The sequence below is a fragment of the Streptomyces yongxingensis genome (genome assembly GCF_055597465.1).
Map to the genome: position 1 here is coordinate 6,441,613 of NZ_CM145717.1, position 23,842 is coordinate 6,465,454.

22 protein-coding genes are annotated in these 23,842 nt (G+C 72.6%); 14 read left to right on the top strand and 8 right to left on the bottom strand.

The window, feature by feature from the left end:
- Positions 1-101 precede the first annotated feature (101 nt).
- Entirely contained in the window at positions 102-1,085 is a 984-nt protein-coding gene (locus ACZ6TD_RS27855; RefSeq protein ID WP_471358090.1) for a DeoR/GlpR family DNA-binding transcription regulator, read from the top strand.
- A gap of 186 nt (positions 1,086-1,271) precedes the next feature.
- Here ACZ6TD_RS27855 and ACZ6TD_RS27860 read toward each other — a convergent pair whose 3' ends face one another.
- Positions 1,272-1,865 carry a TetR/AcrR family transcriptional regulator gene (locus ACZ6TD_RS27860; protein WP_471342517.1) on the bottom strand — a complete coding sequence of 198 codons (594 nt, stop codon included), beginning with the start codon at positions 1,863-1,865 and terminating at the stop codon, positions 1,272-1,274.
- A 148-nt stretch (positions 1,866-2,013) separates the two neighbouring features.
- Between ACZ6TD_RS27860 and ACZ6TD_RS27865 the strand changes: the two genes are divergently transcribed.
- Positions 2,014-3,192, top strand: a complete 1,179-nt coding sequence (locus tag ACZ6TD_RS27865; protein ID WP_471342519.1) for an alpha/beta hydrolase — start codon at positions 2,014-2,016, stop codon at positions 3,190-3,192.
- A 38-nt stretch (positions 3,193-3,230) separates the two neighbouring features.
- Complete coding sequence (locus tag ACZ6TD_RS27870; RefSeq protein ID WP_471342521.1) at positions 3,231-3,857, top strand: DUF4232 domain-containing protein; 627 nt, start codon at positions 3,231-3,233, stop codon at positions 3,855-3,857.
- A 170-nt stretch (positions 3,858-4,027) separates the two neighbouring features.
- On the opposite strand, the gene ACZ6TD_RS27875 is transcribed toward ACZ6TD_RS27870, so the two are convergent.
- Positions 4,028-5,035 carry a GlxA family transcriptional regulator gene (locus ACZ6TD_RS27875; RefSeq protein ID WP_471342522.1) on the bottom strand — a complete coding sequence of 336 codons (1,008 nt, stop codon included), beginning with the start codon at positions 5,033-5,035 and terminating at the stop codon, positions 4,028-4,030.
- A gap of 130 nt (positions 5,036-5,165) precedes the next feature.
- On the opposite strand from ACZ6TD_RS27875, the gene ACZ6TD_RS27880 reads away from it, so the two are divergent.
- Entirely contained in the window at positions 5,166-6,104 is a 939-nt protein-coding gene (locus ACZ6TD_RS27880) for an alpha/beta hydrolase (protein WP_471342524.1), read from the top strand.
- A gap of 368 nt (positions 6,105-6,472) precedes the next feature.
- On the opposite strand, the gene ACZ6TD_RS27885 is transcribed toward ACZ6TD_RS27880, so the two are convergent.
- A complete protein-coding gene (locus tag ACZ6TD_RS27885) occupies positions 6,473-8,221 on the bottom strand; it encodes an acetyl/propionyl/methylcrotonyl-CoA carboxylase subunit alpha (RefSeq protein ID WP_471342526.1) in 1,749 nt (582 codons plus the stop codon).
- Positions 8,222-8,565: 344 nt separating this feature from the next.
- On the opposite strand from ACZ6TD_RS27885, the gene ACZ6TD_RS27890 reads away from it, so the two are divergent.
- On the top strand, positions 8,566-9,018 hold the full coding sequence (locus ACZ6TD_RS27890; RefSeq protein WP_471342528.1) for a hypothetical protein: 453 nt from the start codon (positions 8,566-8,568) through the stop codon (positions 9,016-9,018).
- 61 nt (positions 9,019-9,079) lie between these two features.
- Here ACZ6TD_RS27890 and ACZ6TD_RS27895 read toward each other — a convergent pair whose 3' ends face one another.
- The 4 genes from ACZ6TD_RS27895 to ACZ6TD_RS27910 all read right to left on the bottom strand — a co-directional run bounded on the left by ACZ6TD_RS27895 (position 9,080) and on the right by ACZ6TD_RS27910 (position 11,849).
- Positions 9,080-9,685, bottom strand: coding sequence for a Maf family protein (locus ACZ6TD_RS27895; protein ID WP_471342530.1), 606 nt, complete (start codon positions 9,683-9,685; stop codon positions 9,080-9,082).
- Between the two features lie 108 nt (positions 9,686-9,793).
- Entirely contained in the window at positions 9,794-9,925 is a 132-nt protein-coding gene (mmpB, locus tag ACZ6TD_RS27900; RefSeq protein WP_020870724.1) for a morphogenic membrane protein MmpB, read from the bottom strand.
- A 95-nt stretch (positions 9,926-10,020) separates the two neighbouring features.
- The gene (locus tag ACZ6TD_RS27905; protein ID WP_413809031.1) at positions 10,021-10,227 is read right to left on the bottom strand and encodes an acyl-CoA carboxylase epsilon subunit; all 207 of its coding nucleotides are present in this window, start codon (positions 10,225-10,227) and stop codon (positions 10,021-10,023) included.
- A gap of 23 nt (positions 10,228-10,250) precedes the next feature.
- On the bottom strand, positions 10,251-11,849 hold the full coding sequence (locus ACZ6TD_RS27910) for an acyl-CoA carboxylase subunit beta (RefSeq protein ID WP_471342531.1): 1,599 nt from the start codon (positions 11,847-11,849) through the stop codon (positions 10,251-10,253).
- A gap of 255 nt (positions 11,850-12,104) precedes the next feature.
- Between ACZ6TD_RS27910 and ACZ6TD_RS27915 the strand changes: the two genes are divergently transcribed.
- The 6 genes from ACZ6TD_RS27915 to hutH all read left to right on the top strand — a co-directional run bounded on the left by ACZ6TD_RS27915 (position 12,105) and on the right by hutH (position 20,430).
- Complete coding sequence (locus ACZ6TD_RS27915) at positions 12,105-12,992, top strand: biotin--[acetyl-CoA-carboxylase] ligase (protein WP_471342533.1); 888 nt, start codon at positions 12,105-12,107, stop codon at positions 12,990-12,992.
- Positions 12,993-13,138: 146 nt separating this feature from the next.
- Positions 13,139-14,314, top strand: a complete 1,176-nt coding sequence (locus tag ACZ6TD_RS27920) for an adenylate/guanylate cyclase domain-containing protein (RefSeq protein ID WP_470012498.1) — start codon at positions 13,139-13,141, stop codon at positions 14,312-14,314.
- Between the two features lie 187 nt (positions 14,315-14,501).
- A complete protein-coding gene (locus tag ACZ6TD_RS27925) occupies positions 14,502-16,046 on the top strand; it encodes a cytochrome P450 family protein (RefSeq protein ID WP_471342536.1) in 1,545 nt (514 codons plus the stop codon).
- Between the two features lie 93 nt (positions 16,047-16,139).
- Positions 16,140-16,934 (top strand): enoyl-CoA hydratase/isomerase family protein, encoded by a 795-nt coding sequence (locus ACZ6TD_RS27930; RefSeq protein WP_471342539.1) that lies wholly within the window; start codon positions 16,140-16,142, stop codon positions 16,932-16,934.
- A 324-nt stretch (positions 16,935-17,258) separates the two neighbouring features.
- Entirely contained in the window at positions 17,259-18,365 is a 1,107-nt protein-coding gene (locus ACZ6TD_RS27935; RefSeq protein ID WP_471358094.1) for a GGDEF domain-containing protein, read from the top strand.
- A 526-nt stretch (positions 18,366-18,891) separates the two neighbouring features.
- Complete coding sequence (gene hutH, locus ACZ6TD_RS27940; protein ID WP_471358098.1) at positions 18,892-20,430, top strand: histidine ammonia-lyase; 1,539 nt, start codon at positions 18,892-18,894, stop codon at positions 20,428-20,430.
- A 109-nt stretch (positions 20,431-20,539) separates the two neighbouring features.
- Here hutH and ACZ6TD_RS27945 read toward each other — a convergent pair whose 3' ends face one another.
- The gene (locus tag ACZ6TD_RS27945) at positions 20,540-20,854 is read right to left on the bottom strand and encodes a hypothetical protein (RefSeq protein WP_471342542.1); all 315 of its coding nucleotides are present in this window, start codon (positions 20,852-20,854) and stop codon (positions 20,540-20,542) included.
- A gap of 99 nt (positions 20,855-20,953) precedes the next feature.
- Here ACZ6TD_RS27945 and ACZ6TD_RS27950 point away from each other — a divergent pair, with 99 nt between their 5' ends.
- From ACZ6TD_RS27950 to ACZ6TD_RS27960, 3 genes are all read left to right on the top strand, one after another.
- Positions 20,954-21,280 (top strand): hypothetical protein, encoded by a 327-nt coding sequence (locus ACZ6TD_RS27950; protein ID WP_471342545.1) that lies wholly within the window; start codon positions 20,954-20,956, stop codon positions 21,278-21,280.
- Positions 21,281-21,478: 198 nt separating this feature from the next.
- On the top strand, positions 21,479-22,756 hold the full coding sequence (locus ACZ6TD_RS27955) for a L,D-transpeptidase (RefSeq protein WP_471342547.1): 1,278 nt from the start codon (positions 21,479-21,481) through the stop codon (positions 22,754-22,756).
- Between the two features lie 233 nt (positions 22,757-22,989).
- A complete protein-coding gene (locus tag ACZ6TD_RS27960) occupies positions 22,990-23,778 on the top strand; it encodes a VOC family protein (protein ID WP_471342550.1) in 789 nt (262 codons plus the stop codon).
- The last annotated feature ends 64 nt before the right edge of the window (positions 23,779-23,842 follow it).

Here is a 23,842-nt window from a genome sequence, read left to right on the forward strand (position 1 = left end):
TACAACTTCTGCTAATTGGTGCAAGCTGCTGAAAACAGACGGTCGTTGGCGTTACTGTCAGTTTCGTGTTCGCTGCAGAACGTCGCCAATTGATCCTTGAAATGGTGCGGGCGAACGGAGCGGTGTCGCTCCGGGAGCTCGCCCGCGTCGTCCAGACCTCCGAAGTGACCGTACGGCGTGATGTGCGGGCGCTGGAGGCAGAAGGACTGCTCGACCGCCGGCACGGCGGTGCGGTGCTGCCGGGCGGATTCACCAGGGAGTCCGGCTTCCCGCAGAAATCCCATCTAGCGACCGCGGAGAAGACGGCCATCGCCGATCTCGCGGCCGGTTTCGTCGAGGAGGGCGAGGCCGTCGTCGTCGGCGCCGGAACCACCACCCAGGAGCTGGCCCGCCGGCTCGCGCGGGTTCCGGGGCTGACCGTGGTCACCAATTCCCTGCTGGTCGCACAGGCGTTGGCGCATGCCAACCGGGTCGAGGTCGTGATGACCGGCGGCACCCTGCGCGGCTCCAACTACGCCCTGGTCGGCAGCGGCGCCGAGCAGTCCCTCCAGGGGCTGCGGGTCTCGCGCGCCTTCCTGTCCGGCAGCGGGCTGACCGCCGAGCGCGGCCTGTCCACCTCCAACATGCTCTCGGCCAGCGTCGACCGGGCGCTGGTCCAGGCGGCGGCGGAGGTGGTCGTGCTCGCCGACCATACGAAGCTGGGCACCGACACCATGTTCCAGACGGTGCCCACCGATGTGATCACACGACTGGTGACCGATGAGCCGCCCGCCCATGACGACCGTGCCCTGACCGAGCTCCAGGCCCTCGCGGACCAGGGGGTTCAGATCGCCGTGGCCGGGCCGGGCGTGGGGTCCGGCCCGGCCGGGGGCGGTGAGGGCGGCGGTTCGGCGGGGCGGCAGTCGGGGCGGCTGGGCCCGTCCCAGGGCCGCGGCGGCGGCGAGGAGGGCCTGCCGCTGCCGGGGCCGCGCCGCAACCACCCCCACCCCCCGGGCGGGCCCGGCTCCGCCCAGCTGCGCACCGCGGTGCCGCTGGCGGAGCAGCAGCCGGGGCGGGTGGCGGACCTGGCGCCGCGCCGCCGCTAGGGGGTGTCCGACGGACCGTGGCGCCTGCGGTGGGCTGTTCCCCTCCCCGTCCCTTCCCGCAGCATCGATACGCGGCTCCGCCGCGTGGTGGGGCTCCGCCCCAGGCCCCGGGGTCCAGGGGCTAAGCCGCTGGTGGGGAGGGGAAGGATTCGCCGGACACCCCGTAGCGAGGGTCGCCGGCGGATGTCAGCGGGCCTTGAGGCCGGTGAAGGCCAGCGCCAGCAGCCGATCGGCCAACTCCGGGTCGTCCGGCGACTGCTCCACGGCCAGTGCGATCGCGTTCGTGAGCTGCATCAGATCGGCGATGACCACATCGGGCCGTACGGCACCGCTCTGCTGGGCGCGGGCGAGCAGTTCGCTGCCCGCCTCGCGCAGCGGCAGACCGCAGCCGCGGGACAGCTCCGAGGTCTCGTCGCCCGAGCACGCCATCAGGGCCTGGGAGAGTCCGCGGTAGGTGCTCGCGTGGTCCACGATGGCGCGCAGCCAGTCGATCAGCGCCTGACACGGCCGCGGCGCCTGGGCCAGCTCCCGCGACCGCTCCAGCAGGGCGCATATCTCGCCCTGGAAGACCGCGCCCATCAGCGCGGTGCGGTTGGGGAAGTGGCGATAGAGCGTGCCGATGCCGACGCCCGCGCGGCGTGCGATGTCCTCCAGCGAAGCGTCGGTACCGTGCTGGGTGAAGGCCGTGCGCGCCTCGGCCAGCAGCCGCTCGTAGTTGCGGCGCGCGTCGGCGCGCATGGGGCGCGGTGGCGTCTGCGCCGTGGCTGTCTCGATCGCCATCGCGGTCCTCCCTGCCGTGGCTGCCCGTGAGTCAAGCATGCCATTTCGTGACCGGAGGCACGCCCTGGCCAGGCAACGCGGGTACCGCGAAACGGCATCAAACAGGGCGACGGCACCGTGCGTTGCGGTGCGCCGGAGTGGAAGAACAATGGGACTGACCAGTCGATCACTCGAGTATGTGATGATCGCCCTCGCCGTGGCGTGCGCGGGGCTGACGCTCTGGCTGTGGCCGCGCTTCGCGGGCCGGGGGGTACGGGCCTGGGCGGGCCGGCTGGCCGCCCTCGCCGTGACCCAGTGCGCGATCGTGGCCGCCCTGGCCCTCGCGGTGAACAGCACCTTCCAGTTCTACGGGTCCTGGGCCGAACTGCTGGGCGAGGACGATGCGGCACCGGCGGCCCTGTCCCATGTGCAGGGCGGCGCCGCGGGGCCGGCCGGGGAGCCGGGCGGTCTGGTGCGGCCCGCCCCGCCGCAGGGGCTGAACACGGTGCACGGACTGCCGAGCGGGCCGCCCGACAAGGCGGGCAAGGTCGAGTCGGTGCGGATCCTGGGCCGCCGCAGCCAGGCGGCCAACCCGGCGTATGTCTATCTGCCGCCGCAGTACTTCCAGCGCCAGTACGCCCGGCAGCGCTTCCCCGTGATCGTGGCGATCAGCGGCTACCCCGGCGGGTCCTTCCTGCTGGCCCAGCATCTGCGGCTGCCCCAGACGGCGGGCGGGCTGATCCGCACCGGGGCGCTGCAGCCGGCGGTCATCGTGATGGTGCGGCCCACCATCGCCCCGCCCCGCGACACCGAGTGTGTGGACGTCCCCGGCGGCCCCCAGGCCGAGACGTACTTCGCCCGGGACCTGCCCGAGGCGCTGCGGGCGCACTACCGGATCGGCCATGACCCCAGCGCCTGGGGTGTGCTGGGCTACTCCTCGGGCGGCACCTGCGCCCTTCAGCTGACCCTGCGTCACCCCCGCGTCTACAGCGCGGCCGCGGCCCTGTCGCCCGACTACCGCGTGGTCAACGACCCCACCACCGGCGACCTCTTCGGCCGGGGCCCGGCGGGTGAGCGCAGGAAGCGGGAGCACGATGTGCTGTGGCGGCTGGGCCATCTGCCCCAGCCGCAGGTGTCGGTGCTGGTGGCCTCCAGCCGCCGGGGCGAGCCCGACTACGGTGCCACCCGCGAGTTCCTGGCCGCGGTCCGGCCGCCGATGAGCGCGCAGTCGATCATCCTGGACCGGGGCAGCCACAACTTCCGCACCTGGCGCCGCGAACTGCCCACGGCCCTGCGGTGGATGAACGGTCAGCTGACGTTCCCCCAGGACGTGGTGCGCGGCCGCTGAGCCGGCCGGACCGTACGCGGGTCGGGCGGTGTCCGGCGGTGTTCGGCGCGGTGCTGACCGCCGCCGCCCTGGCCGCCGTCACCGCCGCGCTGGCGCTGGGCCTGACCGCCTGCGGCGGCGCCGACGGCGACTCGAAGGCGGCGGACGGCGACAACGCCGCCGGTACCGCGCAGAGCCGGTCCGCGTCCGACGGGGACGGCAAGGGCGGCGCGGAGCAGGTCGAGAGCAAGACGACAACGATCGGTGCCCAGCAGTGCAGCGGCGACGAGCTGCTGGTCACCGCGGTGCACCGGTTCGCCGGGCAGCAGGGCGACCACCTGCTGGTCACCGCGTCGAACGAGGGCACCAAGCCGTGCTGGGTCACCTCCTACCCGGCCGTGAAGCTCGGCGACGACGACGCCGTACTGCCGCACTCGAAGAAGGACAACCCCGGCGGCGACAAGCGCATCACGCTCCGGCCCGGCGGCAAGGTGTACAGCGCGGTGAACCTCTTCGACTACGGCTCGCAGCACCAGACGGCGCAGTCGCTCGCCATCGCGCTGCGCGGCGCGGACGGCCACCAGAACCCCTACTACTCCGTCGTCATGAAGGGCGAGAAGCCGCGGTTCAGCTGGAACGAGGCCGACGTGCTGAACTGGAGCACCGAGAAGCCGTACGACTTCTGACCGGACCAGCTCGGCGGTGACCCCGGCCGGCCGAGGCGCTCGGCCGGCCGCGCTCTCCGTCGCGCGGCGGGTCGACCGCCGCCACGGCAACGGAGGCAGGCGGCAGTCCGCCGAGGCCGGCGGCCCGTGCGGAAAGCGGACGGCTCGCGGTCGCCCGGCACCGAGCGGCATCACGTGGTCCGCGCCGGCTCCGGGGCGTGCGCGGCGGAGGAGGAGCGGAATGCCCTGCGGTAGGCGGAGGGGGTGGTGTCCAGGGCTTCCCGCATGCGCTTCCGCAGGTTCGTACCGCTTCCCAGACCGGCCCTGGCGGCGATGTCGTCCACGGACAGCTCGGTCGACTCCAGCAGGTGGCGCGCGTGCCTCAGGCGGGCGGAGGTGAGCCACGCGGCGGGGGAGAGCCCGGTCTCCTGCCGGAACCGCCTGGTGAACGTCCGTACGCTCATGTGGCAGTGCGCCGCGAGGTCCTCGAGGGACAGCCGCCGGTCCAGGTGTTCTGTCATCAGCGTCCGCGCCCCGGCCGTCGACGCCTCCGCGTCCTCCCGGACCGGGTGCTCGATGTATTGCGCCTGCCCGCCGTCCCGCATGGGCGCGACGACGTTGTACCGCGCCACCCGGTTCGCCACGGAGCTGCCGTGGTCCTCCCGGACCAGGTGCAGGCACAGGTCGATGGCCGCCGCGCCGCCGGCCGAGGTCAGGATCCCGCGATCGGCGACGTACAGCGGGTGGATGTCGAGGTCGACCGTGGGGAAGAGCCGCCGGAACTGCTGGGCGTAGCGCCAGTGGGTCGCAGCCCGGCCGCCCTCCAGCAGGCCGGCGGCGGCGAGGATGAACGAGCCGGTGCACAGGGACACCAGCCGGGCGCGCTGCCGGGCCGCACGCAACGCCTCCGCGACACGGGGGTCCACCGTGCCGTTCTCGACCACGTCCGGGCAGCGGGTCCCCGCGACGATCACCGTGTCGGCGTGCTCCAGCAGGGACAGGTCGCCCTGGGGCGTGATGCCGTACCCGCTCACCGTCGGCACCGGGGAGCCGTCCGGGGTGAGGGTGCGCACCTCGTAGGCCGCGTGTCCGGCGCGGGTTTCGACCGCGGCCAGCATCTGGGCCGGGATGCTGAGGTCGAAGGCCACCACCGGCGCGAGGGCCAGAACGGCCACCTGGTGAGGTATCGAAACGGTCATGGCCCAATAGTTGCAGATAGTGGCCCTCGGGCCACTTCTGCGCCGCTCGTGACCGGCAGAGACTGAGGTCAGTTCCGCACACCTGGGCCGGGCAGCGCCCGGTCCACCACCCGGAAGGTGGCCATCAGCCATGTCCGTCCCCGCCGTCGATCCCGAGATCCAGACCCTGCTCGACACCGCCGACACCGGCGTCTTCCCCGTCTACGGCCTCGACGAAGTCCTCGCCGACCCCCAGCGCTACGCACCCCTGCGCACACGCCCCGGCACCCCCGTCGACGACCAGGTCACGGTGCGGGACCTGGACATACCCGGCCCCGGAGGACAACTGCGGCTGCGCGTCTACCGGCCCGACACCTCCGAAGACCTGCCGATGATCCTCTACGTGCACGGCGGCGCCTACACCTACGGATCCCCCGAGGCCGAGGAGGGGCGCTCGCTGCGCTACGCCCGCGACGTCCGGGCCGTCGTCGTCTCGGTCGACTACCGCCTCGCCCCCGAACACCCCTACCCGGCCGCGGCCGACGACGCCTACGCCGCTCTGACCTGGATCGCCGCCAACCCTGCCGAACTCGGCGGCGACCCCGCACGCATCGCGGTGGCCGGCGGCAGTGCCGGCGGGAACATCGCCGCCTCCACCGCGCTGCGCGCCCGCGACCAGGCAGGCCCGCGCCTGCTCTTCCAGTCGCTGACCTACCCGGGCGTGGACGGCAGCCTGACCACCGCCTCGGCGCGGGAGTTCACCGACACCCCGGTCCTCAACCGAGGCGCTCTGGAACTGGCCGTGCGGTACTACGCGAAGGACAGCCACGCCGACCCGTACGCCTTCCCGAGCCGCGCCGCCGACCTCAGCGGACTGCCGCCCACCTACATCGCTGTGGCGGAGATCGACCCGCTCCGCGACGAGGGCCTCGACTACGCCGCACGCCTGTCCGCCGCCGGCGTCACCACCGAACTGGTCCAAGTACCCGGCGCCGTCCACGGCTTCGACCTCCTGTTCCCCCAGGCCCGCATCAGCGAACGCAACCTCGCCGACCAGGTACGCGCCCTGCGTGAGGCCCTCCACCGCTGACGGGCCCGGGGACCCGCTACGGAAGCTCGTGGGGTACCTGTCGTGGGGTGCCTGCCCGCAATTCCCCGGCGGGCCCGTATCGAGCAGCACACCGACCGCCGGGCGCCGCCGCCACGGTCACCGGGCCGGTGCCGAGGGCGCCGTTTGCCGCGTCCAGGCGTTCGGCCTGTGCGGATCCCGCTGCGCGGCCCCGCCGGGTCACGGCTGCGACACCACTTCACCGGCTCACCGGCCACCCCTCGCCCGCACCCGCGTCTCACCCTTCGCAGCACTCCGCCCCGCCGGATGAGGTCCAGCGGGGCGGATTCACCCACAGTGTCCAGAGGTGACCGGCCGGGCCCGCCGTGGCGGGTGTCCGGTGGGGCGGGTCAGTCCTTGATCTCGCAGATGACCGCGCCCGAGGTGAGGGACGCGCCGACCTCGGCGGCCAGGCCCTTGACGGTGCCCGCGCGGTGGGCGTTGATGGGCTGTTCCATCTTCATGGCCTCCAGGACCACGACGAGGTCGCCCTCGGCCACCGTGTCGCCCTCGGCCACGGCCACCTTGACGATGGTGCCCTGCATCGGGGAGGCCAGGGCGTCGCCGGAGGCGGCGGAGCCGGACTTCTTGACCGCCTTGCGCTTGGGCTTCTTCGAGCCGCCCGCGGGGGCGGTGGCCACGCCCAGGGAGGCGGGCAGCGAGACCTCCAGCCGCTTGCCGCCGACCTCGACCACGACCGTCTCGCGGGCGGTGGGCTCCTCGGCCTCGTCCGCGCCGGTCGGGGTGAACGGGGCGATGGTGTTGTTGAACTCGGTCTCGATCCAGCGGGTGTGGATGGTGAACGGCTCGCTGGTGAACGCCGGGTCCGTCACCACCGCCTGGTGGAACGGGATCGCGGTGGCCATGCCCTCGACCTGGAACTCGGCCAGGGCGCGGGCCGCCCGCTCCAGGGCCTGCCGCCGGGTGGCGCCGGTGACGATCAGCTTGGCCAGCAGTGAGTCCCACGCCGGGCCGATGACGCTGCCCGACTCCACGCCCGCGTCCAGCCGGACACCGGGGCCGGCGGGCGGCACGAAGGAGGTCACCGTGCCCGGGGCGGGCAGGAAGTTGCGGCCCGGGTCCTCACCGTTGATCCGGAACTCGAAGGAGTGGCCGCGCATCGGCGGATCGTCGTAGCCGATGGCCTCGCCGTCCGCGATGCGGAACATCTCGCGGACGAGGTCGATGCCGGTGACCTCTTCGGTGACCGGGTGCTCCACCTGGAGACGGGTGTTGACCTCGAGGAAGGAGATGGTGCCGTCGTTGCCGACGAGGAACTCGACCGTGCCCGCGCCGACGTATCCGGCCTCCTTGAGGATGGCCTTGGAGGCGGTGTAGAGCTGGGCGTTCTGCTCTTCGGTCAGGAAGGGGGCGGGGGCTTCTTCGACGAGTTTTTGGTGGCGGCGCTGGAGGGAGCAGTCGCGGGTGGAGACCACGACGACGTTGCCGTGGGTGTCGGCCAGGCACTGGGTCTCGACGTGGCGGGGCTTGTCGAGGTAGCGCTCGACGAAGCATTCGCCGCGGCCGAAGGCGGCCACGGCCTCGCGGACGGCGGAGTCGTAGAGCTCGGGGACTTCTTCCATGGTGCGGGCGACCTTCAGGCCGCGGCCGCCGCCGCCGAAGGCGGCCTTGATGGCGATGGGCAGGCCGTGCTGTTCGGCGAAGGCCACGACCTCCTCCGCCCCGGAGACGGGGTCGGGGGTGCCGGCGACCAGCGGGGCTCCGGCGCGCTGGGCGATGTGGCGGGCGGCGACCTTGTCGCCCAGGTCGCGGATGGCGTGCGGCGGGGGGCCGATCCAGGTCAGGCCCGCGTCGAGGACGGCCTGGGCGAACTCGGCGTTCTCGGAGAGGAATCCGTAGCCGGGGTGGACGGCGTCGGCGCCGGATTCGGCGGCCGCGGCCAGGACCTTGGCCTGGTCGAGATAGCTGGCCGCCGGGGTGTCACCGCCCAGCGCATAGGCTTCATCGGCCGCGCGCACATGCACAGCGTCCCGGTCCGGATCGGCGTAGACGGCTACGCTCGCGATACCGGCATCCCGGCAGGCACGGGCAACACGGACAGCGATCTCGCCACGGTTGGCGATGAGCACCTTGCGCACGATGGCTCCCTCCTTGAAACAAGCCGAGTTTAGGTACAGGCGACACCTCGCGCCGAGAAGACCCCGGGCGTGAGCTTGACCACACGGAGCGTGAACCTCGCGTTGGACGAACGTCCGGATCCCCCGTCGCTCCACGGTACGCCCGGTTTTCGGGGCCATGGCGCGGTCCGCGATGTGGGCAAGGTCTCCGGCGCGCCGTGCTGCGGCGCTTCACGTTTCTTTGTGGAGACCCTACGAATGCCGGGCGGAAACTTTGCCACGGCGTTCAGCACGTCCGCACCTCTTGTCGCGACGCTTACCCGTTAGTAGCGTGCTTCGCCACTGACAGAGTGGAGGGGATCGCGGTGGCGCGCAGACCAGTGGCCGCGGTGGCGGCGGTGACGCTGATGGTCGAGGCGGTCGGCATAGCGCTGCTGAACTGGATCCTCGGCCTGGTCGTGGACCGTCAGCAGATGTCCATGGGCGGCCTCGACACCGACGCGATGTCGATCGGCACCTGGGTCGCGGGCGGCCTCTTCGGCCTCTATCTGCTGGTGTGCGGGGTGGTGCTGCTGCGCACCGCCGTGCGCGACCGTGCCCCCGGCCGCCTGGCCCGCATCCTGCTCATCACCTGTGCGGTGGTGCACGGGCTGTTGGGCGCGTTCTCGGTCGGCCTGGTGGGCTGGGCGGCGTTCGCGTTCCTGATGGTGGTGCTGGGGCTGATCGTGCTGAGCCTGCTGGGGTACGAGGCGGAGCCGCCCGCAGAGCCCTCCGCCGAGCCCGCGGGCGGTGGCCACGACGCCCCCAGCCCGGCCTGATCCGGGGAAGATCCAGGGAAAGGCCAAAGAGAAGTCCAGGGAAACGCCCAGCCGGAATTCCCTAGTCGTTCCAGAGATCCGTGATCCGCACGTCCAGTTCGGCGAGCAGTCGGCGGAACAGCGGCAGGGACAGCCCGATCACGTTTCCGGAGTCGCCCTCGATGCCGTCGATGAACGGCGCCGAACGGCCGTCGAGCGTGAACGCGCCCGCCACGTGCAGCGGTTCGCCGCTGGCGACGTACGCCGCGATCTCCTCGTCCGTCGGCTCGCCGAAGCGGACGGTGGTGGACGCGGTGGCCGAGGTGCGGCGGCCGTCGGCCGTGTCGATCACGCAGTGCCCGGTGCGCAGCACCCCGGCCCGGCCGCGCATCGACTTCCAGCGGGCGGTGGCCTCCTCGGCGTCCGCCGGCTTGCCGAGCGCCTGACCGTCGAGCTCCAGCACCGAGTCGCAGCCGACGACGAGGGAGCCGGCCGTCTCCGGAAGCCCGGCCACGGCGGTGGCCTTCGCCTCGGCCAGCACCCGGGCCAGCTCGGCGGGGGTCTCGGCGCTGAGCGCGTCCTCGTCCACCCCGCTGACGATCACCTTCGGCGCCAGTCCGGCCTGCCGCAGCAGCCCGAGCCGGGCGGGCGAGGCGGACGCGAGGACGAGAGTGCGCTGCGCAGTCATGCGCACCAGGGTAAGCCGCTCCCGGAGCAGGGCCGCGGGCCAGGGCCACCCGCTATGGAGCCACCTGCTACGGGGCCGCGGGCCAGGGCCGTCCGCCGGGGCCGTCCGCTAGGGCCACATGCCGAGGATGCACATCGCCAGCAGCACGGAGACCGTCAGGACGGTGCGGGCGCGGCGGAGCATGGCCTCGGCCCGCCGCAGTTCCTCGGGCGGCTCATCGGGCGGCTCGGACCACAGCATGAATCCGATCCTGAGGCCAACAGACGCCGGGGCGCCTGAGTACGCGTACTCAGGCGCCCCGGCGCGAAGCTGCCATTCGGCCCGCCGCGGGCCGCTCAGGCGGGCCAGTAGGTGGTGCGCCACGCCTTGGGGCCCGGGTGCGGCACCCGGTGGCTGGGGACGGTGCGGGCCGGGTCGGACCACTCCTCCGGATCGTCCTCGGTCTGCGCGGCGGCCATGGCGGCTGCCGCGCGTGCTTGCACCACCGCCAGAGCGGCGGCCAACTCCTCGGGGGTCGGGTTGCCCCGGACAATACGGATCATGGAAACAGCCCTTCGCTAGGGGGCTAGAGGGGGATGTTGCCGTGCTTCTTCGGGGGCAGCGCTTCGCGCTTGTTCCGCAGGGTCCGCAGCCCGCGGACGATGTGGCGACGGGTCTCGGAGGGCATGATCACAGCATCCACATACCCCCGCTCGGCGGCGATATACGGATTCAGCAGGGTGTCCTCGTAGTCCGCGATCAGCTCGGTGCGGGTGGTCTCCGGGTCGTCGGAGGCGGCGATGGTGCGCCGGTGGAGGATGTTGACCGCGCCCTGGGCGCCCATGACCGCGATCTGCGCCGTCGGCCAGGCCAGGTTGAGGTCCGCGCCCAGGTGCTTGGAGCCCATCACGTCGTACGCGCCGCCGAACGCCTTGCGGGTGATGACCGTGATCAGCGGGACGGTGGCCTCCGCGTAGGCGAAGATCAGCTTGGCGCCGCGCCGGATGATGCCGTTGTACTCCTGGTCGGTGCCGGGCAGGAAGCCGGGCACGTCCACGAAGGTCAGGACGGGCACGTTGAACGCGTCGCAGGTGCGTACGAAGCGTGCGGCCTTCTCGGAGGCGTTGATGTCCAGGCAGCCGGCGAACTGCATCGGCTGGTTGGCCACGATGCCCACCGGGTGGCCCTCGACCCGGCCGAAGCCGGTGATGATGTTGGGCGCGAAGAGCGCCTGCGTCTCCATGAACTCGTTGTCGTCCAGCACGTGCTCGATGGCCTTGTGCACGTCGTACGGCTGGTTCGCCGAGTCGGGGATGAGGGTGTCCATCTCCCGGTCCTCGTCCGAGACCTCCAGATCGGCCTCGTCGGGGAAGGCGGGGGGCTGGGAGAGGTTGTTGGAGGGGAGGTAGGACAGCAGGGCCTTGACGTACTCGATGCCGTCCTTCTCGTCCCCGGCCATGTAGTGCGCGACACCGGAGGTGGTGTTGTGGGTCCGGGCGCCGCCCAGCGCCTCGAAGCCGACGTCCTCACCGGTGACCGTTTTGATCACGTCGGGGCCGGTGATGAACATGTGGGAGGTCTGGTCGACCATCACCGTGAAGTCGGTGATCGCCGGGGAGTAGACCGCTCCGCCCGCGCAGGGGCCCACGACCAGGCTGATCTGCGGGATCACCCCGGAGGCGTGGGTGTTGCGGCGGAAGATCTCGCCGTACATGCCGAGGGAGACCACACCCTCCTGGATGCGGGCGCCGCCGGAGTCGTTGATGCCGACGACCGGGCAGCCGGTCTTCAGCGCGAAGTCCATGACCTTGACGATCTTCTCGCCGAACACCTCCCCGAGTGCCCCGCCGAAGACCGTGAAGTCCTGGGAGAAGACGGCCACCGGGCGGCCGTCGACCGTGCCGTAACCGGTGACGACCCCGTCGCCGTAGGGCCGGTTCTGGTCGATGCCGAAGTTGGTCGAGCGGTGCCGGGCGAACTCGTCGAGCTCGGTGAAGGACCCCTCGTCCAGGAGGAGGTCGATGCGTTCGCGTGCGGTCAGCTTGCCCTTGGCGTGCTGCTTCTCCACCGCGCGCGCGGACCCGGCGTGGGTCGCTTCTTCGATGCGGCGCTGCAGGTCCGCGAGCTTCCCCGCGGTGGTGTGACGGTCTGGAATCTCGGGGGCGGTCTCCGGCTCGGTGGACATCGGGATGCGGCTCCTGCTCGTCCTGGGGGTGGATACGGCGGGGTCTTCAGGATCGGGGGAAGGCGGGGGACGGGGTCGTACGGGTGGTGATCGTGATCAGACGGGGCCTGTCGGGTTTCGGGGGTTCCGGACTTCGGGAGTTCCGGACCGTTCGGCGGCTTTGCGCTGGCTGGGCTACCGGCACGTAGCGTATCGGCGGCACCGCTTGGTGGCACTGCGTCGTTGGCCACACCTCCTGACCCTAGGCTGGCCCCCATGACGCCTTCTGACACCTCAGGGAGCCCGGGTGACGCGCACGGACGCTGGTCCGACCTGGAACGGCCACCGCTGAACGCCGCCGCGCTGCGCCGGGGGCTGGTGCGCCCCGGCGGGCTGTGGACCGAGCTCGAGGTGGTGCGGGCGACCGGCTCGACCAATACGGATCTGGTCACCCGGGCCCGGGCCGGAGCCCCCGAGGGCGCGGTGCTCATCGCCGAGGAGCAGACCGCGGGGCGCGGCCGGCTCGACCGCGCCTGGACGGCCCCGGCCCGGTCCGGGCTCTTCTTCTCCATCCTGCTACGGCCCGGCGACGCCGGCGTTCCCACGGAGCGCTGGGGCTGGCTGCCGCTGCTGGCCGGGGTCGCGGCCGCAGGGGCGCTCAGTCGTACGGCGGGCGTGGACACCGCGCTGAAGTGGCCGAACGACCTGCTGGTGACGGTCGGGGGCGAGGAGCGGAAGTTCGGCGGGATCCTCGCCGAGCGGGCCGGGGACGCGGTGGTGATCGGCATGGGGCTGAACGTCTCGCTGCGCGCCGGTGAACTTCCCGTTCCCACCGCCGGGTCGCTGGCCCTGGCGGACGCGATCTCCACCGACCGCGATCCGCTGCTGCGGGCCGTGCTGCGCTCGATCGCGGAGTGGTACGGGGAGTGGCGCCGCTTCGAGGGCGACCCCGGGGCGAGCGGCCTCCAGGAGACGTACGCGGCGGGCTGTGCGACCCTCGGGCGCCAGGTGCGGGCCGAGCTTCCGGGCGGCCGGGAGCGCGTCGGCGAGGCGGTCGCGATCGACGGCGACGGGCGTCTGGTTCTGGCCACGGAAGGCGGGGTTCAGGAGCCGGTCTCCGCCGGGGACATCGTGCATCTACGCTCCGTACCGAGGGAGGAATGACCCTCCCCTAGGAGAGTGAGCTACGGCACACCTGACGTATCGTGGTCGCGGTCGGTCCAGCTCGGGGCGGCTGTGGGCGAGCTCGGGACCGGGCCGGGAAGAGGGAACGGAAGGGCAGTGCGCAGGGATCGGACAGGGGGCGGGCGGTGACCGCCGACGACGCGGGTTCCGGCACGGCCGAGGAGCGCGAGGTGCTGGACGCCGCCGCGCCCGACGGGGCCGTACGGGACACCGGGGCGCGGGAGAGCGCCGCCGCGGAGCCCCCCGACGAGGACCAGCCGGACCCCATCGCGCTCCGGCTGGAGCAGCTGATCCTCGGCGCCGAGCGGCGCTACACCCCCTTCCAGGCCGCCCGCAGCGCGGGCGTCTCGGTCGAGCTGGCCACCCGCTTCTGGCGGGCCATGGGGTTCGCCGACATCGGCCAGGCCAAGGCGCTGACCGAGGCCGACGTACTGGCGCTGCGGCGGCTGTCCGGTCTGGTCGAGGCCGGGCTGCTGAGCGAGCCGATGGCCATCCAGGTGGCGCGGTCCACCGGCCAGACCACCGCCCGGCTCGCCGACTGGCAGATCGACTCCTTCCTGGAGGGGCTCACCGACCCCCAGGAGACCGGGATGACCCGGACCGAGATCGCGTATCCGCTGGTCGAGCTGTTGCTGCCGGAGCTGGAGGAGTTCCTGGTCTACGTCTACCGGCGCCAGCTCGCGGCGGCGACCGGCCGGGTGGTGCAGGCGGCGGACGACGTGGAGATGGTGGACCGGCGGCTGGCGGTCGGCTTCGCGGACCTGGTGAGCTTCACCCGGCTGACCCGGCGGCTGGAGGAGGAGGAGCTCGGCGAGCTGGTCGAGGCGTTCGAGACCACGGCCGCCGACCTGGTGGCGGCGCACGGCGGGCGGCTGATCAAGACGCTGGGCGACGAGGTGCTCTACGCGGCCGACGACGCGGGCATCGCCGCCGAGATCGCGCTGCGCCTGATCGAGACGCTGACGCATGACGAGACGATGCCCGAGCTGCGGGTCGGGATCGCGTTCGGCACGGTCACGACGCGGATGGGCGATGTCTTCGGCACGACGGTGAACCTGGCCAGCCGGCTGACGTCCATAGCCCCCAAGAACGCGGTCCTGGTGGACGGCGCGTTCGCCGAGGAGCTGAGCCGCACCGGGGAGGCCCCGGTGTCGGAGGCGGAGGCCGCGGAGGCGGCCGCCGCGGCGGAGAAGGAGGGCGAGGAGCCGCCCTCGTACCGCTTCGCGCTGCAGCCGATGTGGCAGCGGCCGGTGCGTGGCCTCGGGGTCGTGGAGCCGTGGCTGCTGAGCCGTCGCGCGTGACCCGTGCGGGGCGGGCGGCCGGATCGTTCCGGTGGCGCTGACCGGATCACTGAACTGGGCGCGGGGCGGGGCCCGTTGGGCTAGCCTACCTCCGCAAGATCCACTCGGTGGATCCCAGGTCCTGTCGTCGAAGTAGCACCGTCCGCGTCCGCCCGCGGGGTGGGCCCGGCGGTGTCCAGGAGCACGTGTGACCCAGCTTTACGATTCGAGTGCTCAGCGTCCGGGCGCCTTACCTCCGCCGGGCTGTCCCGCCCACGGGGAGGCCGGTGTCGAACCACTCCACGCGCCCGAGTTCGGTGCGGACCCCTTCGCGGTCTACCGGCGGCTGCGCGAGGCCCACGGGCCGCTCGCGCCGGTGGAGCTGGACAGAGGCGTACCGGCCATGTTGTGCCTGGGGTACGACACGGCGCTGGAGGTCATGCGGCGCCCCGAGACCTTCTCCAAGGACCCCCGCCACTGGCGGGCCAGGAACGAGGGCCTGCTGCCGGAGTCCAGCTACGCCCCGCAGGTCATCAGGCCCCGGCCGCAGGTCGACTTCGTGGACGGCGAGGAGCACCGGCGGCTGCGCGGGGCCATCGAGGACACCACCGGCAGGATCGACTCCAGCGCCCTGCGGAACTATGTCGAGCGCATCGCCGACTCGCTGATCGACCAGTTCTGCGAGGCGGGCGAGGCCGAGCTGATCGGGACGTACTGCGCACTGGTCCCGATCATGGTGACGAACCAGCTCTTCGGCTGCCCGCAGGAGATCATGGACCGGCTGCTGCGGGGCGTGGCGGCGTTCATCGACGGCTCGGACCCCTCGGGCGGGGACCGGACCTCGGGTGCGGCGCTGCGCGAGCTGATCGACCTGAAGCGGCGCGAGCCGGGCGCGGACATCACCTCCTGGCTGATCGCCCATCCGGCGCGGCTGAGCGACGAGGAGCTGGTCGAGCAGCTTCTGCTGCTGATCGGGATGGTGACCGGGGTGGTGCCCGGACTGATCGGCAACGCCCTGCGGGTGCTGCTCACCGACGAGCGGTTCTCGGGCGATCTGATGGGCGGCAGCATGCTCGTCGAGGACGCCCTCGACGAGGTGCTGTGGACGGACCCGCCGCTGGCCAACATGGGGCTCTACTTCCCGGTCCACGACACCAACCTCGCCGGGAAGCGGCTGCGCGCGGGCGACGCCGTGATGATCAGCTTCGCGGCGACCAACCGGGACGCCCTGCTGCGGTCCCCGCACAAGCAGGGCAACCGGGCCCATCTGGCGTTCGGCGCGGGCGCCCACGCGTGCCCCGGCCGGTCCTCGGCCCGGCTGATCGCCTCCGTCGCGCTGGAGAAGCTGCTGGACCGGATCCCCGATCTCGCGCTCGCCGGGGAGATCGAGGAGCTGAAGTGGCTGTCCGGGATCTTCGTACGGGGGGTGATCACGCTGCCGGTGCGGTTCGCTCCCGTTCCCAGGCCGGGGAGTCGGCGCGGTGCGCCGCCCGCCGCCCGGCCGGGGGAGCCGGGCCCGCAGGGTCAGCCGGGCCCGGGTCAGCCGGGCCGGCGGCAGGAGGTGTCGCCGGGGACGCCTCCGCCGCCGCCCATCCCGCCGATCTCGCTGCCGTTCGCGACCGACGCGGCGTCCGCGGCTGAGGCCCCGACGGGGCCGGGGTCGGGTCCGGAGTCGGAGGGGCAGGGGGAGGAGGGGCAGAAGCAGCAGTCGATCCTGCTGGGCTTCCTGAACCGGTGGCGGCGGGCCCGCTAGGGCCTGTCCGGGGGCTCACCGGTTCCGCACGCCCCGGGGAGCTGGAATGATCGCGGGCAGTGTGTTCACGGTCGTTAACCGGGAGGGTGCGTGATGAGTGAGCAGCGGTACGGGGAGTGGGTCGCGGTCCGCAGGGACGGCTTCGTGGCCGAGCTGGTGCTGGACCGGCCCAAGGCCATGAACGCCGTCTCGTCGGAGATGGCGCGCTCCATCGCGGCGGCCTGCGCGGCGCTGTCCGGGGACCGTGACGTCCGGGCCGTGGTGCTGACCTCGACCCATGAGCGGGCCTTCTGCGTGGGCGCGGACCTCAAGGAGCGCAACTCGCTCTCCGACGCCGAGATGATGCGGCACCGGCCGGTCTCCCGCGCCGCCTACACCGGGGTGCTGGAGCTGCCGATGCCCGCCATCGCGGCGGTGCACGGCTATGCGCTGGGCGGCGGCTTCGAGCTGGCCCTGTCGTGTGACGTGATCGTGGCCGACCCCACCGCCGTGGTGGGGCTGCCCGAGGTGTCGGTCGGGGTGATCCCGGGCGGCGGCGGCACCCAACTGCTGCCGCGCCGGGTGGGCGCCGCGCGCGCCGCCGAGCTGATCTTCTCCGCGCGCCGGGTGGCCGCCGCGGAGGCCCATGCGCTGGGCCTGGTGGACCGGCTGACGGCGGAGGGCGAGGACCGGGCCGAGGCGCTGGAGCTGGCCCGGGGCATCGCCGCGAACTCCCCGGTCGGCGTGCGAGCCGCCAAGAAGGCGTTGCGGCTGGGGCAGGGGCTGGATCTGCGGGCGGGTCTGGAGGTCGAGGACGCGGCGTGGCGGACGGTGGCCTTCTCCGGGGACCGCGCGGAGGGCGTGGCCGCGTTCAACGAGAAGCGTCCGCCGAACTGGCCGGGGGAGTGACGGACCCGGACCGGGCGGAGCACCGAGGACCGGGGAGTACCCCGACCGGGGGAGTAGCGACCCCGGACCGGGGAAGTTGACCGGATCCGGGGAGTGGCCCCGGCCCGGGGGAGCGAAGCGGCCACCGGGGGTGACCGTTCGCTCGGATACCCGGGGTGAACGGCCCGCAGCGGATTGTTCTCGACGTTCTTACGCTGGAGAGCAGAGCGAACGATGCATGGCCGTGAGGAATGCGAGGCCGTCGTGACGGACAACGGGGAGATCGGCGGGCGGCCCGGCGGGGTCGACGGACGATTGCGGGCCGTCGTGCGGCTCGCTCAGGAGATGGCGGCGGCGCACACCCCGCAGGAGTCGGTGGGCGCGGCGGCCGAGGCGGCCCGCCGCGCCCTCGACGGCAGCTTCGCGGCGATCTCGATGTGGGAGCGCGAGCGGGGGCGGCTGCGGGTCCTGGTCAACGTGGGCGAGCTGATGGCGGGCGAGGAGCGGCTGCCGGAGGACGAGTCGTACCCGGTGCACGACTTCCCGGAGATCGCCGAATTCCTGCATGAGCACTGGGCCGCGGGTGGGGAGCCGCACGCCTGGGTCGAGACGGCCGAGGGCGTGGGCACCGGCACCGGCTCGACCCCGCCCAGCGGTAGCTGGGGGAGGGTGGCCGCGCTGCGGCGGCGCGGCCGCGGAAGCTGTGTGGTGGCCCCGGTCGTGCTGCACGGGCGGGCGTGGGGCGAGCTGTATGTGGCCCGGGCGGCCGGACGGCCCGTCTTCGACCGCGACGACGCCGACTTCGCGACCGTGCTGGCCTCGGTGACCGCCGCCGGGCTGGCCCAGACCGAGCGCCTGGAGGAGGCCCGCCGCCTCGCCTTCACCGATCCGCTGACCGGTCTCGGCAACCGGCGGGCGGTGGACATACGGCTGGACGAGGCGCTGGAGGCGTATCACGCGGACGGCACGGTGGTGAGCCTGGTGGTCTGCGACCTCAACGGCCTCAAGCGGGTGAACGACACGCTCGGCCACGCGGTCGGCGATCGCCTGCTGGAACGATTCGGCTCATTGCTGTCCATATGCGGCGCGATGCTGCCCGGGGCGCTGGTGGCCCGGCTGGGCGGCGATGAGTTCTGCCTGCTGGGGGTCGGGCCCCCGGCGGACGAGGTGGTCCGGGTGGCCGATGAGCTGTGCCGGCGGGCGGCGGAGCTGGAGCTGGGCGAGGGGGTGGCCTGCGGGATCGCCTCGACGGGCGATCCGATCGGCCCGGTGCCGTCGGCCCGCCGCCTCTTCCGCCTGGCGGACGCGGCCCAGTACCGGGCGAAGGCGGCCCGGTCGCTGAAGCCGGTTGTGGCGGGCCGGGACGGCGGTGCGGAGGACGCGGTGATCCGCCTCGCCGACACGTCTCCCGCCCGCCCCCCGGAACGCCGCCGCTTCCGAGGCCGCCGCTGACCCCCACCCCGGGCTCCGCCCCGGGTCCCGCTGGGGGCTGTGCCCCTGAGCCCCTACGCGCGGGCGTGGCGCGTTTCGTTCCCCACCCCGCCCCTTCCCGATACCGGGGGCAGGCCCCCGGCCCCCCTCGGGGCTCCGTCCCGGAGCCCGCTCCTCAATCGCCGGAGGGGCTGGGACGTGGCGCTCCGTCCCGGAGCCCGCTCCTCAATCGCCGGAGGGGCTGGGACGTGGCGCTCCGTCCCGGAGCCCGCTCCTCAATCGCCGGAGGGGCTGGGACGTGGCGCTCCGTCCCGGAGCCCGCTCCTCGATCGCCGGAGGGGCTGAAACGGCCTCTCGTCCCTGGCCACGCGGGGCTGAGGGGCTCAGCTCCGCTGGGGCCGGGGGCAACACCGCCGGGGCCCGGGCGGACCCCCATATTCCAGCCTCTCCGGCGTTTGAGGAGCGGGGGGCCGGGGCGGAGCCCCGGAAGGGGCGGGTAGCGGGGTGACAGGTGGGGATTCACTCTCTAGGGTGCCTGAATATGGATATGCACACTGTGGTGGTGGGGACGTCCGGAACGACCGCCGACGATGTCATCGCCGTAGCCCGCGGCACCGCGCGGATCGAGATCTCCGAGGCGGCGCTCGACGCCGTCTCCGCGGCGCGGCAGGTGATCGACGACCTCGCGGCCAAGCCCGAGCCCGTCTACGGGGTCTCCACCGGCTTCGGCGCGCTGGCCGTGCGCCACATCAGCCCCGAGCTGCGCGCCCAGCTCCAGCGCAACATCGTGCGCTCGCACGCCGCCGGCATGGGCGCGCGGGTGGAGCGCGAGGTGGTGCGGGCGCTGATGTTCCTGCGGCTGAAGACGCTCGCGTCCGGCCGCACCGGCGTCCGGCCCGTCGTGGTCCGGACGATGGCCGCGCTCCTCAACGCGGGGATCACCCCCGTCGTGCACGAGTACGGCTCGCTGGGCTGCTCCGGCGACCTGGCACCGCTGTCCCACTGCGCGTTGGCGCTCATGGGCGAGGGCGAGGCCGAGGGGCCCGACGCAACGGTGCGGCCCGCCGCCGAGCTGCTGGCCGAGCACGGCATCGAGCCGGTCGAGCTCCGCGAGAAGGAGGGGCTCGCGCTGCTCAACGGCACGGACGGCATGCTCGGCATGCTGATCATGGCCTGCGCCGACCTCGCCCGGCTCTTCACCGTCGCCGACGTGACCGCCGCCCTCTCGCTGGAGGCGCTGCTCGGCACCGACCGCGTCCTCGCGCCCGAGCTGCACGCCATCCGCCCCCACCCGGGGCAGGCCGCAAGCGCCGCCAACATGCTGCGGGTGCTGGCCGGTTCGGGGCTCACCGGGCACCACCAGGACGATGCGCCGCGCGTCCAGGACGCGTACTCGATCCGCTGCGCCCCGCAGGTCGCGGGCGCCGGCCGGGACACCCTCGCGCACGCCCGGCTGGTCGCCGAGCGCGAGCTGGCCTCCGCCGTGGACAACCCCGTGGTGCTGCCGGACGGCCGGGTGGAGTCCAACGGCAACTTCCACGGCGCGCCCGTCGCGTACGTCCTGGACTTCCTGGCCGTCGCGGCCGCCGACCTCGCCTCGATCGCCGAGCGCCGCACCGACCGGCTGCTGGACAAGAACCGCTCCCACGGCCTGCCGCCCTTCCTGGCCGGCGACCCGGGCGTGGACTCGGGGCTGATGATCGCCCAGTACACCCAGGCCGCGCTGGTGAGCGAGATGAAGCGGCTCGCGGTGCCCGCCTCGGTCGACTCCATCCCGTCCTCCGCCATGCAGGAGGACCATGTCTCGATGGGCTGGTCGGCGGCGCGCAAGCTGCGCACGGCGGTGGACAGCCTGGCCCGCGTCCTGGCCGTCGAACTGGTCGCCGCCACCCGGGGCATCGAGCTGCGCCAGGGTCTGGAGCCCGCGCCCGCGAGCCGGGCGGTGCTGGCGGCGGTGCGCCGGGCGGGCGTCGAGGGGCCGGGCGAGGACCGCTATCTGGCGCCCGACTTGGCGGCGGCGGACGCGTTCGTACGATCCGGAGAGCTGATCGAGGCCGTGGAGTCGGTGACCGGCCCCCTGGACTGAACCGGGCCGGGGGCCGGCACGCCTCCGAGCGCAGGGGCCGGCACGCCTCCGAGCGCAGGGGCCGGCACGCCCCCGAGCGCAGGGGCCGGCACGCCTCCGGGCGAAGGGGCTAGTACGCCTCCGGGCGGGTGCGCCGCACGGAGGCGGTCACCATCGCCACACCCAGCCCCAGGAAGGCCGTGCCGCCGAAGAGGTACGGGGTGACGTCCACACTGCCGGTGTCGGCCAGATCCCCGTCGGGCACGGCCTCGGTCCTGGGCCCGGACCCGGGCGAGCTCTCGGAGGTCCGCGAGGACGACGAGGACGACGAGGACGATCCCGGGTCCTCCACCGTGGCGTTGGCGGACGGGACGAACCACAGGGCGCACAGCAGCGAACCGGCAGCGGCGGCGGTCAGCAGCGGTCGGCGTGCGTTCAACGGCATCCTCCTTGAGGCTGCGGCAAATTGACCCCGTGCGCCGATCGTAGTGACAACTGCGGGTCGTGCGGAAGCGAGACGGGTCGGCCCCCTAACCTCCGTCGCATGACGAGTACCGAGACATCACGATTCGTCCGGCTTCGTGTGGAGCTCGTGGTCGAGATCACCGATGCGGACCGGCTGCGGCGCGCGACGTACGAGCGGATCGACGGCGATGCGTCCATGGCCGCGGAGGAACGGGGCCACGCACGCCGCATGGTGGAGTCGGACGAGGCCGAGGCGCTGGCCTATCTGATCGAGCCGTTCGAGCTGGTGGAGGAGGTGCCGGGGGTCGAACTGGCCCAGGCGTCCTGGAGCAGCGAGCACGTCGACTACGATCCGCGCGCCGCCGAGTGGTCCGGGGCCTTCGCCGACCTGGACGAGGACGATTGAGCCCGGAGGGCCGCATTCCGGGCGACGAAGACGGCTGAGCCGTGCCGGTCCGGGTGCCGACGGGTCTTACGCTTGACTGGCGCCTTCGCCGAGTGGCCTTGCGCACAGTTTTCCTGTGCGTGGAACCGGCCAAAAGGTACAGGCGTTCTTATCGGGCAGGTCCGGGGTTTCTGGGGTCCAGATCAAGATCCAGGTCAAATGGAGAAGCGTGTGATGACGGACGGCAAGCGCCGTAAGGGGCTGGTGGCCGTGGCCGCCGTGCTCGGCGGCGTACTCACTCTCGCCGCGTGCGGCGGGGATGGCGGCGGCGACGACGCCAAGAACGACGGGCACAAGTCGCAGTCGCAGGTCGACGAGGCGGCGGCCAAGGACGCGTCGGACGCCCACATCAAGATCACGCCGAAGGCCGGTGCGACGAACGCGGGCATCAACAGTGACACCAAGGTCACGGTGAGTGGGGGCAAGCTCACCTCCGTCACGATGACGTCCGCGGCGACCGGCAACACCGTGGCCGGGACCATATCGCCCGACAAGACGTCCTGGAAGCCGAGCGGGCAGCTGGAGCGCGCCACCCAGTACAAGATCAGGGCGTCCGCCGAGGACTCCAAGGGCCGTAAGGCGACCGAGAACTCGTCCTTCACCACCGTCTCGCCCTCCAACAGCTTCATCGGCAACTTCACGCCGGAGGACGGCTCCACGGTCGGCGTGGGCATGCCGGTGTCCATCCGGTTCGACAAGGCGGTGACCAACAAGAAGGACGTCGAGTCCCACATCAAGGTCACCTCCAGCAGCGGCCAGCAGGTGGTCGGCCACTGGTTCGGCGGCGACCGGCTCGACCTGCGCCCGAAGGACTACTGGAAGGCGGGCTCGACCGTCTCCCTGAAGCTGGACCTGGACGGCGTCGAGGCGTCGCCCGGTGTCAAGGGCGTCCAGAAGAAGACGGTCAACTTCAAGATCGGCCACTCCCAGGTCTCCACGGTCGACGCCGCGACCAAGGAGATGAAGGTCGTCCGCGACGGCAAGCTGCTGAAGACCATCAAGATCTCGGCCGGCAGCCCCGAGAACACGACCTACAACGGTCAGATGGTGATCTCCGAGAAGTTCAAGGAGACCCGGATGAACGGTGCGACGGTCGGCTTCACGGACGACGACGGCAAGGGCGAGTACGACATCAAGGACGTGCCCCACGCCATGCGGCTGTCCACCTCGGGCACCTTCATCCACGGCAACTACTGGGGCGCCAAGTCCATCTTCGGCAACGTCAACACCAGCCACGGCTGTGTCGGTCTGTCGGACACCAAGGGCGCGGGCGACCCCAACACGGACGGCGCCTGGTTCTACGACAACTCCCAGGTCGGTGACGTCGTCATCGTGAAGAACTCCAAGGACAAGACCGTCCAGCCGGACAACGGCCTCAACGGATGGAACATGGACTGGAGCCAGTGGGTGGCCGGAAGCGCCGTCGGCAGCGCCTGACGCACCCTCTCCTCACCACCGCCGGGCGGCGGTCGGCCTTCGGGCCGGCCGCCGCCCGGCTTCGTGCCGCGGCCGGGAAGGCGTTGTGCCGCGTTCACGGCCCGTCGACGAACCGGTGCGCGGCGTAGCGGTCCGCGCCGAGTGGCGTGACGGCCCCGCCGGAGGAGAATGGGCCATGGGGGCATCCCGTACCGGCCGTACACGGCCGGAAGTGGCGATACGGAGGCGGCCCCATGCCCGAAGTCACGCACTATCAGCCCGGAACGCCCTGCTGGATCGATCTGATGGTCCCCGACCAACAGGCCGCCCTGGACTTCTACTCCGGGCTGTTCGGCTGGGAGGGAGAGGTCGGCCCTCCGGAGACCGGCGGCTATGCGACCTGCTCCCTGAGGGGCAAGCCCGTCGCGGGGGTGATGTCCGCGCGGTCGGTGGGCGAGGAGGCCCCGCCGCCGACCGTCTGGACCACCTACTTCTGCTCCGCCGACGCCCAGGCCACCTCCGAGTCCATCAGCCGGGCGGGCGGCACCGTGCTGATGCCGGTCATGGATGTGATGGACCTCGGGCGGATGCTGGTGGCGGCCGACCCGCTGGGGGCGGTCTTCGGCGTCTGGCAGCCGCTCGGCTTCACCGGCGCGGGCCTCGTCAACGAGCCGGGGACGCTGATCTGGAACGAGCTCAACACCACCGACCGGGAGGCGGCTTCGGCCTTCTACGCGGAGGCGCTGGGCGTGGAGTCGACCCCCGTGGAGGGCGAGGGCGCCGAGGGCTATTTCGAGCTCTCCGTCGACGGGCGCACGGTCGGCGGGCTCCAGCCGCTGCGGGAGGGGATGCCGCCGGAGGTGCCCCCGCACTGGCTGGTCTACTTCGCCGTCGAGGACACCGACCGCCTTTCGGCCAAGGTGTCCGCCGAGGGCGGGACGGTCCTCCGCCCGCCGTACGACATGGTCGCGGGCCGGATGTCGGTGGTGAAGGATCCGCAGGGGGCGCCGTTCGCCCTGATCGCCCCGAAGCCCATGGGCTGAGCCGACGCGGGAGCCCGGGCCGGGCCTACGGGATGTCCGGCGGACCGTGACGCCTGCGGCGAGC